At 48.4% G+C, this 12,669-nt stretch carries 9 protein-coding genes; 6 read left to right on the top strand and 3 right to left on the bottom strand.

What is annotated here, in order from left to right; translation table 11 throughout:
* Positions 1–890 precede the first annotated feature (890 nt).
* From AAW31_RS00250 to tkt, 4 genes are all read left to right on the top strand, one after another.
* Positions 891–1,598 (top strand): N-formylglutamate amidohydrolase, encoded by a 708-nt coding sequence (locus AAW31_RS00250; protein ID WP_046848709.1) that lies wholly within the window; start codon positions 891–893, stop codon positions 1,596–1,598.
* 221 nt (positions 1,599–1,819) lie between these two features.
* Positions 1,820–4,066 (top strand): RelA/SpoT family protein, encoded by a 2,247-nt coding sequence (locus tag AAW31_RS00245; protein ID WP_046848708.1) that lies wholly within the window; start codon positions 1,820–1,822, stop codon positions 4,064–4,066.
* 241 nt (positions 4,067–4,307) lie between these two features.
* Positions 4,308–5,612 carry a M18 family aminopeptidase gene (locus AAW31_RS00240; RefSeq protein WP_046848707.1) on the top strand — a complete coding sequence of 435 codons (1,305 nt, stop codon included), beginning with the start codon at positions 4,308–4,310 and terminating at the stop codon, positions 5,610–5,612.
* A 374-nt stretch (positions 5,613–5,986) separates the two neighbouring features.
* Positions 5,987–7,978, top strand: coding sequence for a transketolase (gene tkt / locus AAW31_RS00235; protein WP_046848706.1), 1,992 nt, complete (start codon positions 5,987–5,989; stop codon positions 7,976–7,978).
* A gap of 320 nt (positions 7,979–8,298) precedes the next feature.
* Here tkt and AAW31_RS20285 read toward each other — a convergent pair whose 3' ends face one another.
* From AAW31_RS20285 to AAW31_RS23300, 3 genes are read right to left on the bottom strand one after another with little or no spacing between them, the layout of a single operon-like run.
* Complete coding sequence (locus AAW31_RS20285; protein ID WP_046848705.1) at positions 8,299–8,550, bottom strand: transposase; 252 nt, start codon at positions 8,548–8,550, stop codon at positions 8,299–8,301.
* 20 nt (positions 8,551–8,570) lie between these two features.
* Positions 8,571–8,870: a hypothetical protein gene (locus AAW31_RS21555; RefSeq protein ID WP_162488637.1), complete on the bottom strand. Its 300-nt coding sequence runs from the start codon at positions 8,868–8,870 to the stop codon at positions 8,571–8,573.
* Positions 8,785–8,973 (bottom strand): transposase, encoded by a 189-nt coding sequence (locus AAW31_RS23300; protein WP_144412793.1) that lies wholly within the window; start codon positions 8,971–8,973, stop codon positions 8,785–8,787. The genes AAW31_RS21555 and AAW31_RS23300 overlap by 86 nt, the downstream gene beginning before the upstream one ends.
* 242 nt (positions 8,974–9,215) lie before the next feature.
* Between AAW31_RS23300 and AAW31_RS00220 the strand changes: the two genes are divergently transcribed.
* Positions 9,216–9,566, top strand: coding sequence for a DUF488 domain-containing protein (locus AAW31_RS00220; protein WP_046848703.1), 351 nt, complete (start codon positions 9,216–9,218; stop codon positions 9,564–9,566).
* Positions 9,567–10,151: 585 nt separating this feature from the next.
* Positions 10,152–12,557: a Lon protease family protein gene (locus AAW31_RS00215; RefSeq protein WP_046848702.1), complete on the top strand. Its 2,406-nt coding sequence runs from the start codon at positions 10,152–10,154 to the stop codon at positions 12,555–12,557.
* The last annotated feature ends 112 nt before the right edge of the window (positions 12,558–12,669 follow it).

Raw genomic sequence — 12,669 nt, 5'->3', positions numbered from 1 at the left:
AAGACATTGCCCAACCTCAATCAAAGTAACGAATGAGCCGGCAGGACCGAGTAATAACGATTGATCTCTATGTTTGCAAGCATGATCGGAGAAGCTTTGGCTTTATTGTCAAAGAATGAGCAATTACGCGGATTGAAGCTTTAGCGACGAAAAGTAACCGTACTCTGCCTGTTCGGTGTGGTAGGCAAGCATAGAGCGGATCAATGGTATTGATGAGCATGCGGATCATCATTAACGCGCTTGGTTTGCGTGACTTCTGAGTGAGGGGATTTATGTTCAGCGCCGGAATCGGGTAGTCGATATGTTTGCACCCTTGTAGCGCTGATTCAGCAGTAGCGTGAATCGGTGTGAATTGTGCCGTAGCCGTGATGATAAGATACTTGATCAGATTCGGCTATAATTGCACGACAATGAACTGTATGACGATAGGGCTAGTTAATGACGCGACGCGAAGAGGTCAGAAAAATCCGTAATCTGATCCTCTAAATATTGGCTAAAAATATAGATGGCAACACTATCTGGAAATACAGGATCAATCGTTGCTTGCAGCGGTCTTCCAAGTTCGACAACCGATTCAAGCATGATTTGCCTTGATTGAAGAAAAGATAGGTATTGGAATCACCCATAAAGTTTGTTCTTATAAGAGGCTTGTAGTAGATGTATTCGGAGAGCTGGCTGTGGCTCTGTCTTTTCTGAAGTTTTTACGAGTTAGCTCTTAATGCACATTCCAGTTAAACTATCTCTTCTAGCTGGGGTACCTAAATATATTGGACCAATCACTTAATTTTGTCGGTTTTTCCTTGTCTTATTTTTTGGCTGTCCACGGTTCGCCTTGATGTCATATTTGATTTGGAAATGGAATTATTAAAAGACAAGGCTGAGAAGTAAAATTGGCATCAACAACTCATTTTGTCATTAGCTGCGAACATGGCGGTAACCGTATCCCGACTCAGTACCGGCATCTGTTTCATGGATCTGAGGTTTTATTGTATAGTCATCGGGGCTATGACCGTGGTGCATTGCGCATGGCAAGGGATCTGGCTCAGTTATTGCACGCTTCCTTGTTTGTATCTACTACTAGTCGTTTGCTGATAGATCTTAACCGCTCTATCGGCCATCCGCAATTATTCTCCGATGTAACCAAAAATACATCGGCTACTATTCGGCGAGAGATTCTGGTACGCTATTATCTGCCTTATCGTAATCAGGTCGAGCGGACTATTGCTGAAGTAATAAATAGGAAAAACAGCCAAGTTATTCATATTTCTTCACATAGTTTTACGCCTGTGCTTGATGGAGAGGTACGTCACGCTGATATCGGTCTTCTTTATGATCCATCTAGACTGGGAGAACGTGATTTATGCTATCGTTGGCAGGCATGCCTCAAAGCAAAAGCACCCGATTTAACCATTCGGCGTAATTATCCGTATGCTGGTAAAGCGGATGGCTTAACGGCTTACTTGCGTCGTCAATTTCCAGCGGAAGTGTATTTGGGAATCGAGTTGGAAATCAACCAGAAACATGTTGCTAACGGTAGACAGCACTGGCAGGCGCTGCGTCATTTGGTGCTGCAAACTCTCCATGATGTGGTGGGATGAAGCATTGATGACTGTGTTTTATTCCATTTCTAAATCAAAACTGACATTGTCGGCTTCACCTTGCCGTATGATTGATACTGTCTGCGGTTCGCCTTCACGTCATTTTTGATTTGGAAATAGAATAAGGTCGTCCTGGCGTATGGCCAAATGGTCGACAACATGATGGCGCTTTTTAAAAGTGCTCAAAATAACCTCCCGCTCGAAGGATCCATAAGCGTTCTATGGTTTTAACACGTAGCCTATCTCTTCCCTCCGCTGCAGACTATACCGATACCGAAGCTTGGCTGAATAATCTGGCCACGCAATTTGCGCCAGCTGAAATCACGCTGTTGCGCCGGGCTTGCGCGATGGCTACTCCATTATATGAAGGGCAAGTCACGCTGAACGGTACGCCATTGTTGCAGCATGCGATAGGCGCAGCCTCTATTCTTATTGATATGCGCATGGATGCCGAAACTGCCGCGGCTACGCTGTTGCACGCGGTGCCGGATTATGTGGAGGATTGGTATGCGCAAATAGAAAACCCATTCGGCCCAAGTATCGCCAAGCTGGTGGAAGGGATCTCGCGTATGGAACAGATCCGTCAATTCAGCGAAATTGAGCAACTTGACACATCAGACAACAAAGTCGACCAAGCGAAGCAGATCGAAAGTCTGCGCCAAATGCTGCTAGCGATGGTGCAAGATATTCGTGTCGTGCTGATCAAGCTGGCTGAACGCATGCAGACCATGCGTTATCTTGCCGGTGCCAGCAGTGAGTTACAGCAGCGAATCGCTTATGAGACGCGTGGTATTTTCGCACCGCTTGCCAATCGGCTGGGGGTGTGGCAGATCAAATGGGAGTTGGAAGATCTTGCTCTGCGCTATTTAGAGCCGCAGCTTTATAAGGAAATTGCCCGCCTGCTCGACGAGCGGCGCGTGGACCGCGAGCAGTACATCGATGAAGTACTTGCCCAGCTCAGGCAGGAGTTACTACAGGCCGGTATCAAGGGTGAAGTCAGTGGACGGCCCAAACATATCCATAGTATTATCAATAAGATGCGGAGGAAGAATCTGTCGTTCAGCGAGCTCTACGACATACGCGCAGTGCGTATCCTGGTGAACGACATTAAGGACTGCTATGCTGCGCTGGGGCTGGTGCATCACCTGTGGCAGCCGATTCCCGGCGAGTTTGACGACTATATCGCGCGCGCCAAGAGCAACGGCTACCGCTCACTGCATACTGCGGTGATCGGTCTACGCGGCCTGGCGCTCGAGGTACAGATTCGTACTCATGATATGCACCACAACTCCGAGTTGGGCGTAGCCGCGCATTGGCGCTACAAGGAGGGCGGCAAGTCGGATAGCAAACTCAATGAGAAAATCGCTTGGCTACGTCAGATTCTGGCATGGAAAGACGAAGTGAGCGGAGGGGGCGAGTTGCTTGAACAATTCAAAAGCGAGCTTTTTCAGGATAAGGTATTCGTGCTGACGCCGCAAGGAAAGGTGATCGACCTCCCCAAGGGTTCTACGCCGATCGATTTTGCCTACACGCTGCATACTGAGCTTGGTCACCGCACGCGCGGTGCCAAAGTAGACAGCAGAATCGTCCCGCTCAACACGCGTCTACAGAATGGGCAGCGTGTGGAAATCCTCACTTCCAAGTCGGGCACACCCAGCCGTGACTGGCTTAACCCGGCGCTCGGCTATCTGCAAAGCCCGCGTGCCCGCGCCAAAGTGCGCTATTGGTTCAAGCATCAGAACTTCGAGGAGAATGTGGCTGTTGGCCGCGTCAAGCTGGAACGCGAACTGCATAGGGCTGGTATCGGCAGTATGAATCAGGAAAAGCTGGCACAGAAGCTGCACTACAACCATCTTGAGGATTTGCTTGCGGCTATTGGCCGTGGCGATGTGAGTGAGCACCAGATTGCTCATGCCATTCAAGAGATTACATCGCCCAAGCCCGCGGAATCACTCCCGCTTTTGGCTGCCAGACACATGTTTGTGCCCAAGGTGACGTCAGGCATTGTGGTCGAAGGCGTCGGCAACCTGCTCATCAGCCTGGCCAAGTGCTGCCAGCCAGTGCCGCCGGATGGCATCGTCGGCTATATGACGCGCGATCGCGGAATGACCATTCATCGTCAAACCTGCCCTTTTATCACGCGTTTGCCAGAAGATCGGCATGCCCGCCTACTGCACGCCCACTGGGGTGCTGACGCAAATCTTGCTACTAGCGTCGATATTGAAGTAGAAGCCCATGACCGCCAAGGCCTGCTGCGCGATATCAGTGATCTGTTCGTGCGCGAAAAGGTGAACGCTACCAAGGTTAACGCCACCAAGGTGAACGCCACTAAAGCTAACATCCTCAGCCGTGGCAATTTAGCAAAAATGCAATTTTCACTTGAGGTCATCAATCTGCAACAGCTGCAACGCTTGCTCGCGCTGATTCGGCAACTGCCTGACGTGATTATAGCGCGGCGGCGGGAGTAGTGGCTATTTGCTCTAGCGTAAGTACGCTGCAGCGCGTAAGGCTCATTCTTTAATGCGCCGCACGTCTGGAAAAGACTGCATATTTTTTAAACTTGTCGTATTTTTTAAATCGCTTCTTTTTTAATACCCGGTAAAAACAAATTTTTTGATCAATTAGCAGTTGTTTGACTAAATATCTGGCTTTACGTATAGTAAAAAGGTATTTTTCCTTATTATAAATACCTGAATATAAACATAAATTATGACCGCTAAGCAGCGCGCACAGCATTTACTCGATTTTATCGACACCAGCCCGAGCCCTTGGCATGTGGTTGCCTCGATCGAAACGGCGATCCAGGCATTTCAGTTTGTCCGACTTGATGAAACTGCCAAATGGGGATTGCAAACGGGCGGGCGCTATTATGTAGTGCGCGACGATTCCTCGATTGTCCTGTTCGTACTGGGACGTAAAACACCTGCCGACGCGGGCTTCAAGATTATCGGAGCGCATACCGACTCGCCGGGGTTACGGATTAGACCGAATGCTGCGACGGCAAGCGATGGCCTCGCGCGGCTCGGTGTTGAAATTTATGGCGGGCCCATCCTTGCGACCTTTACCGATCGGGATTTAAGTTTGGCCGGGCGGGTCAGCTATGCCGATGAGCAAGGGGAGCTCGCGCATAAGCTGGTGCGCTTCGAACAGCCGCTGTTGCGTTTGCCAAATTTGGCGATACACATGAACCGGGGTGTCAATGAAGATGGCTTAAAACTCCATAAACAAAACGAATTGCCGTTGTTGTTCGCACAATTGACCGGCGACCAACTGCCGCATCCTTATTTTCTGGCGTTGCTGGCACAAGCGGCAGGCATCAGCGTGTCCCAAGTATTATCATGGGATTTGGCGGTGTACGATACCCAAAAAGGCGCATTCTGGGGCGCAAATCAGGAATTTTACGCCAACAGCCAGATTGATAACCTGGCTTCCTGCCATGCCGGACTGCACGCCTTGCTGGATGATACCGTGCTGAGTCATCCCGAGAGCACGCTGGTCTGCGCTTTTTTCGATCATGAAGAAATCGGCAGTCAAAGTCATGTGGGTGCTGCTGGCAGCTTTTTAGCTGATGTATTGCAGCGCATCAGCATCGCCACATCTTCGGATCGTGAGGATACTGCACGTGCGCTGGCTCAGAGCTTTTTGATCAGTGCGGATATGGCACACGCCTATCATCCCAATTTCCCCTCGGCCTATGATGCTGATCACAAAGTGTTCATCAACAAAGGTCCGGTGATCAAATCCAATGCGAACCGCCGCTACAGCTCCGAAAGTATCTCCATTGCGCGCTTCATCCAGTGGTGCGAGGAAGCGGGTATTCCCTATCAACGCTACTCGCACCGTTCAGATCTACCCTGTGGCAGCACGATCGGGCCGATGACCTCGGCAAAGCTTGGCATACGCAGTGTGGATGTAGGTTGTCCGATGTGGGCGATGCATAGTATCCGCGAAAGTGCTGGTGTGCAGGATCATGAATCTATGGTGCGAGTACTGAAACAGTTTTTTATTGATTAAGTGAGCGTCAAAAGCAGTTCTTTTTCATTCCTACGTATTCGCACGTATTTTCTTAACCTGTTTATCTCGATAAGCTATTGAAGTATTAGGGTTCAATAAAAAGGCGTTTATTTTTCTTATACACTGTGGGCCAACCTGAAATTTGTAGCTATCAGTTTTATCGATATTTTTAAGCCGTATGTCGTTATTGTCGGTGGCGGTGTGATTGAAGGCTTACCATAATCAGTTGGCATGATAAGGTCGGACATCTGGCACAAGCTTTAAGGTATTGCCGCTTGACATCAGAATATCAAAACTGGAGTGAGTATTGACGTGAGCATCATCTGTGTGGCCATGCTCGCCCGAATTGCCACAAAATTCCACAAGGAGGTCGTGTGAATTCTCTAGATGAAATTTGCATCAATACGCTGCGTTTTCTCGCGGTTGATGCCGTTGAGTGCGCGCATTCCGGTCACCCTGGGCTTCCGTTAGATGCAGCACCCATGGCTTACGTTCTGTGGACACACTTTCTGCGGCATAACCCAAGAAATCCTTTATGGTTAAACCGTGATCGCTTCGTGTTGTCGGCCGGGCACGGCTGCGCATTACTCTATGCGCTGTTGCACATGACTGGATATGATCTCTCACTCGATGACCTGAAGCGTTTTAGGCAGTGGGGATCGAAGACGCCGGGACACCCGGAATATGGTAAGACGCCAGGCGTCGAGGCAACAACAGGTCCGCTAGGGCAAGGATTCGCCATGGGAGTAGGAATGGCTCTCGCAGAACGACATTTGAGCAGTTGTTTCAATCGCCCAGGCTTTTCACTGGTCGACCACTATACTTATGCCATTGTATCGGATGGCGACCTGATGGAGGGGATTTCCTCCGAAGCGGCTTCGCTGGCGGGCACCTTAGGTCTGGGCAAACTGGTTTACCTGTACGACAACAATCATATTTCTATTGAGGGTGACACTGATCTGGCCTTTACTGAGAGTGTTCAGCACCGCTTCGAGGCATATGGATGGCATGTGCAGCCGGTTGCTAATGGCAATGATATTGGTGCGATCGAACATGCGATCCAAATCGCCCGCAGCGAATGGTCTCGTCCTTCCCTGCTCTTGATTCGATCCCATATCGGTTATGGAAGCCCAAAGCAAGATAGCGCCAGTGCTCACGGTGAGCCGCTTGGGGAAGAGGCATTAAAGGCAACAAAGAAAACTCTTGGATGGCCCTTGGAGCCGGAATTCTATATTCCTGAAGAAGCGCAAGCGTATTTTCAGGCAGCACTAACGAAGGGTGCTCACTGGGAGAAGGAATGGAACGAGATGTTCTACGCTTATCAAAAAGAACATCCGGATCTGGCGGCTACCTTGCAGCGCTTGTTGCATCACGAGCTTCCGGGTGGCTGGGATGAGAATCTTCCTTTGTTTTCGACTAAAGACGGCCAGATGGCTACGCGAGATGCTTCCGGCAAGGTGATGAATGCCCTTGCGGAAAAGTTACCGGTATTGATCGGGGGTTCGGCGGATCTCAGCCCTTCCACGAAGACCACGCTAATGGGTTATAGTGACTTTGGCTTTGATCAGTTCTGCGGTCGCAATATCCACTTCGGCGTTCGCGAGCATGCAATGGGTGCGATCGTCAATGGTATGGCGCTTCATGGCGCAATCCTGCCGTATGGTGCGACGTTTTTGATTTTCTCTGATTACATGCGCCCGCCCATACGTTTGGCTGCGCTGATGCAGACGCATTCCATATTCATTTTTACGCATGACAGTATTGGTCTTGGCGAGGATGGTCCTACGCATCAGCCCGTCGAGCAGTTAACCAGTCTTCGCGCTATTCCAGGCCTCGTTGTTATGCGTCCGGCTGATGCCAATGAGACGCGTGTATGCTGGCAAATCGCCGTATCTCGTCGTGGTCCCGTGGCGCTGGTACTGAGCCGTCAAAAGTTGCCTGTTCTTGATCCAAGCCATTATCCCATTGTATCCGGTGTGAAACGTGGCGCCTATATTCTTGCGGAAGCGCAGGCAGCGCGGCCGGATTTGATCCTGATTGGAACAGGCTCTGAAGTTTCTCTCCTCTTGCAAGCTCGCGAAAGGTTGATTAAAAAGAATGTGCATTCGCGTGTGGTTTCGATGCCGTCCTGGGAGTTGTTTGATGCACAACAGCGTGAGTATCAAGAAAGTATCCTGATGCCAGGAATACCTAAGCTTGCAGTGGAAGCGGCTGCACCTCTTGGCTGGCGCAAATATGTCGGTGATGCCGGCGACATCATCTGTATGAATCGATTTGGCGCTTCGGCTTCAGGCGAGACTGTGATGCACGAGCTCGGGTTCAATGTGGAAAATGTAGTTACACACGCGATGGCATTGTTGCCGTGAACTTAAACATTCTCCTGGATGCTCATTTAATTGCCCAAAAGCTACGGCTGTACCACAAGGGGTGCGTACCAAGAGTGCGTGTAAACTGCGCTCACTTTTCGAGACCGAAGACTGTGTTGCTACCTGCCTATGTCATCCTATATGTCAATTAACCCTGACGCGAAGGCGAGCCGCAGACAGTATCAATAATACGACAAGAAAAAGCCGGAAAAGCCAAGGTTGATTTAGAAATGGAATAACTTCTAGGTTCTGTTGACATTTGAGCGGAGCCAAATTAATGCTGAGGCAAATCGTATAAACCCCATATAATTTCCAGTCATTTATTCATGGCGTGAGGATATTCTTCTGTAATGCTTAATTTTGTTGAAGAAACGCTCAATCAAATGACGCTCTTTATAAACGAACCAATCGCAATCTCTTGCATTGATTCGATTGCTGCGAGACGGAATAACAGCTTCAACGCCTTTTTCAGTGAGCGTTTGAATAAAAGCATCACTATCATAACCTCTATCACCCACCAGAGCGACCGCGCCTTCTGCCGTCAGAGCCAACAGATTCTCAGCTTGTCCGATATCGCTGGCTTGACCGCCAGTCAGGATAAAATCCAGCGGGCTGCCTCACGCATCGGTACAGCATGAATTTTAGTGGTGAAGCCGCCTTTCGAGCGCCGCCCCAGGGCTTCTGCTTGCGCCGAACTGTTTGTTGCGCCAGCAGCACAAGCATGTGCACGGATAATCGTACTATCAATCAGAATTTGTTGTAGGTCAGGATATTGGCTGCAACCTACGTGCAGAAATTTCCAGACTTCATGCTTGCACCAGCGTGAAAAAACGTTTAAAAACTGAATTCCATTTGCCCAATGACTGTGGCAACAAACGCCATTGTACGCCACTACGTAGAATCCACAACACTGCATTCAAAAAACGGCGACATGTCTCAACGCTTCCGATATAAACTTGCTCCTGAACCAGCAAGAGTCGGTATAAAATTCCCATTATTCATCGGTTAATTCTGTTCTGCTATTCCTTCTCACAGGAAATGAATCAGATTCTCGTGGATTATTACGAAATGTCAACAGAACCTAGTGCGTGATGATGATCTACAAATGATGTGCTAGAGTATGCTGTGAACCACAAGGTGGTAATGTAGAGGTGCTCTATGCAGCTTTGAAAAAATTAATTGACCTGCTTTCTGATGTGGCAGTTTATAGCCAATCATTCTTCTTGGGGATTGAGAAATGATCAAGTTAAAGCGAGTATATGATGCAGCAGAAACTACTGATGGTCTTCGTTTTCTGGTAGAGCGTCTGTGGCCGCGCGGTATTAAGAAGATTGACCTGAAAATGGATGAATGGCTGAAGGACATTGGGCCCAGCCATGATCTACGCCTCTGGTTTGCTCACGATCCGAAGAAATGGGATGATTTTCGTAAACGATACTTCGCTGAATTAGATTCCAGGCCAGAAATATGGCAACCCCTTGTTACCGCTGCCCAGCATGGAACGGTCACCTTGATCTACAGTTCGCGCGAGCCCGCTTTCAATAATGCCGTTGCACTGAAGGAGTATCTCGAAGAAAAGATAAAATGACAGATTTTATGCGGTATGCTGATAACAGCATCGCTTAAAGAAACCGATAGAAAAGGCACGCATTTACTTGTTAATCATGATTTTATCTTTCGATCTGACAATTCTAATTGTCACTAGTTGGTATTATTGTCGCTGAGAGGCATTGTGTCATTTGTGTCATGAGTGTTATAAGCACTTCACAATGTGGTTGGATGAAGTATGATGTGGTTATACTATTCTTATTACTGAATTGAATTAGATACGAAGAATATAATTCGGCAACGGTAGTCTTGTGTGCAGGGGGCATCCCATTATCATTCCCAGCGCTGAAGGCATCAGCGCTTTCGGCAAGACATTTCTAAGTTATATAGCGACCAGTGACACACAAGTTCTGGTGAATGAGCCGTTAGAAAAGCGGTCGTGACGGTGCCTGTTTGTGGTGCAGCGATTCAGGCCGGCTTCACCTTGCCGTATTATTTGTACTATCTGCGGTTCGCCTTCGCGTAGTGAAATAATATGCTATTCGTTTATAATTTTATGTCATACCTTATTCAGGTTGGTTTAATCGGGGTGGCATTATTTTTAATATAATTCCTTTATAAAACAATGGCAACTATTCTTCCTCTGGAACCACAACAGTTATATTTATCCTGTGACCTCGATCAGTTCACATTTCAGACTACGGCAGAGGTAACCGATCTGACGGAAATTATTGGTCAGGCTCGTGCAATGGATGCAGTGCGCTTTGGCTCTGGCATTCGCCGCGAAGGATACAATCTTTTTGTGCTGGGTCCATCCGGGATAGGCAAGCGTAGCTTAGTCCAGCAATTACTTGAATCAAAAGCAAGCAAGGAGCCTGAACCGCCAGATTGGTGCTATCTGAATAACTTTGCCCAACCACACAAACCCAGAGTGCTTAAGCTTCCTTCCGGCAGAGGAGAGGAATTGCAGCAACACATGGAGCGATTGGTGGATTATTTACGCAGCGCCATCCCGGCGCAGTTTGAGAGCGAAGAATATCGCAACAGGGTGAGCGCAATTCAGCAAGAGTTTAATGAACTGCAGGAACGGGAGATAAGAGCATTAGGAGAAGAAGCTGAGAAGAAAGAGATTGTTTTGCTACGCACACCAGAAGGATTTGCACTGGCGCCGAGCCGTAATCGGGAAGTGATTCCGCCAGAAGAATATGACAAGCTGCCTCAAAAGGAAAAAGATCGGATAGAAGCCGCCATTATTGAATTGCAAGCGCATCTGGAAAAAATTCTAAGTCATCTGCCCCAGCGTCGTCGCGAGCGTAGTGAGCGAATTAAGCAGCTAAACCGCGATATCATGCTCTCTATCGTCGAGCACATGATGAACGAATTGCGCGCGATCTATACAGATTTACCTGACGTGCTCGACTTTCTGGATGAGGTGCAGCAGGATATGGTAATGCATGTGGATGATTTCCGCAAACCCGAAGAATCCGTCAACATTTCCGGCATGACGGTTATCACTCACCAGACATTTAATAATTACCAGGTCAATGTGCTCGCCTCCAATCATAAAAAACCTGGTGCGCCGATCATCAGTGAGGATAATCCGACTTATAGCAATTTGCTTGGGCGAGTGGAGCATGTCTCTCAGTTTGGTGCGCTGGTGACCAATTTTACGCTGATTAAACCGGGAGCATTGCATCGTGCCAATGGAGGTTACTTGTTGCTGGATGTGCGCAAAGTGCTGATGCAACCATTTGCCTGGGAAGGGTTAAAACGGGCGTTACAGTCGCGCAAAATTCATATTGAATCGCTGGGGCAGTTATACAGCCTCGTCAGCACCGTATCGCTCGAGCCAGAGCCGGTTCCATTGGACGTGAAAGTCGTTTTATTCGGCGATCGCTTATTCTATTACTTGTTGCAGCGATACGATCCTGAATTCAGGGAGTTATTCAAGGTAGCAGCAGATTTCGAAGAGACGATCGAACGGAATGCAGAATCCCATATGCTTTACGCACAATTGATTTCTACGCTGACGCGCAAAGAGAAGTTATTGCCTTACGATCGCTATGCAGTTGCCAGAGTGATCGAACATAGTGCTCGCCTGGTGGGCGATTCGGAAAAACTTTCCATGCATATGCGCAGCATTGTTGACTTATTGCATGAGGCAGATTATTGGGCGCGTGAAGCAGGTCATGAGGTGGTGCAGGCAAGCGATGTCCAGCAGGCCATCGATTCCCAGGTTCACCGTCAGGATAGGGTGAGAGACCGACTATACGAGGCAATTCTGCGTGATACTTTGATGATCGATACACAAGGTGCTGTGACAGGACAGGTTAATGGTCTTTCGGTGATCGAGTTGGGCGGGTTTGCTTTTGCACAGCCGACCAGAATCACCGCCACGACCCGATTTGGCAAAGGGGATTTGATCAATATCGAGCGTGAAGTTAAGCTCTCAGGGGCGATTCACTCTAAAGGCGTATTGATTCTTTCTTCCTTTCTTGCTGCACGTTATGCAAAAAATCAACCCCTGGCGCTGTCCGCCAGCCTCGCGTTTGAACAATCTTATGGCATGGTGGAAGGGGATAGCGCTTCATTAGCCGAATTGTGCGCATTGCTTTCCAATCTGGCGAATATTCCGATCGATCAATCATTGGCGATAACCGGTTCAGTTAATCAGCTCGGTCAAGCACAAGCAATTGGCGCCGTCAACGAAAAAATTGAAGGATTTTTTGATATCTGTGCTGCACGCGGCTTAACTGGCAAACAGGGTGTATTAATTCCCGCTACCAATGTTCAGCACTTGATGTTGCGTCAGAATGTGATCGAGGCCGCAACCGCGGGTAAATTTCATATCTATGCTGTAGAAAATGTCGATCAAGCCATTACACTGCTGACTGGCGTATCAGCAGGCGAAGCTGATGCTAACGGAACCTATCCTCAAGGCAGTATTAATCACCAGGTAGCAGCACGACTCGCAGAACTTACCGCGATCGGTAAGTCGTATGTACAGGTGCAACAGCAGGGTAAAAATTAGAAAAAATCAACTTGATTTCGATTGCTTTATTAAATTGGAATGTTTAGTTTCTGAGACCTTTAAGGTACTTATTCATAATTGCGAAATATCGGCTATGCCTGAGAAATAGGGT

Origin of the sequence: Nitrosomonas communis (assembly GCF_001007935.1) — a bacterium.
Lineage (GTDB): Bacteria > Pseudomonadota > Gammaproteobacteria > Burkholderiales > Nitrosomonadaceae > Nitrosomonas > Nitrosomonas communis.
This window is presented reverse-complemented; position numbering and strand designations above follow the sequence as displayed.

What these genes read in the sequence shown, in the direction of transcription:
- AAW31_RS00240 (WP_046848707.1), top strand. Translation starts at nt 4,308, where the DNA reads ATGACCGCTAAGCAGCGCGCACAGCATTTACTCGATTTTATCGACACC.
- AAW31_RS00245 (WP_046848708.1), top strand. Translation starts at nt 1,820, where the DNA reads ATGGTTTTAACACGTAGCCTATCTCTTCCCTCCGCTGCAGACTATACC.
- AAW31_RS00215 (WP_046848702.1), top strand. Translation starts at nt 10,152, where the DNA reads ATGGCAACTATTCTTCCTCTGGAACCACAACAGTTATATTTATCCTGT.
- AAW31_RS00220 (WP_046848703.1), top strand. Translation starts at nt 9,216, where the DNA reads ATGATCAAGTTAAAGCGAGTATATGATGCAGCAGAAACTACTGATGGT.
- AAW31_RS23300 (WP_144412793.1), bottom strand. Translation starts at nt 8,973, where the DNA reads ATGGGAATTTTATACCGACTCTTGCTGGTTCAGGAGCAAGTTTATATC.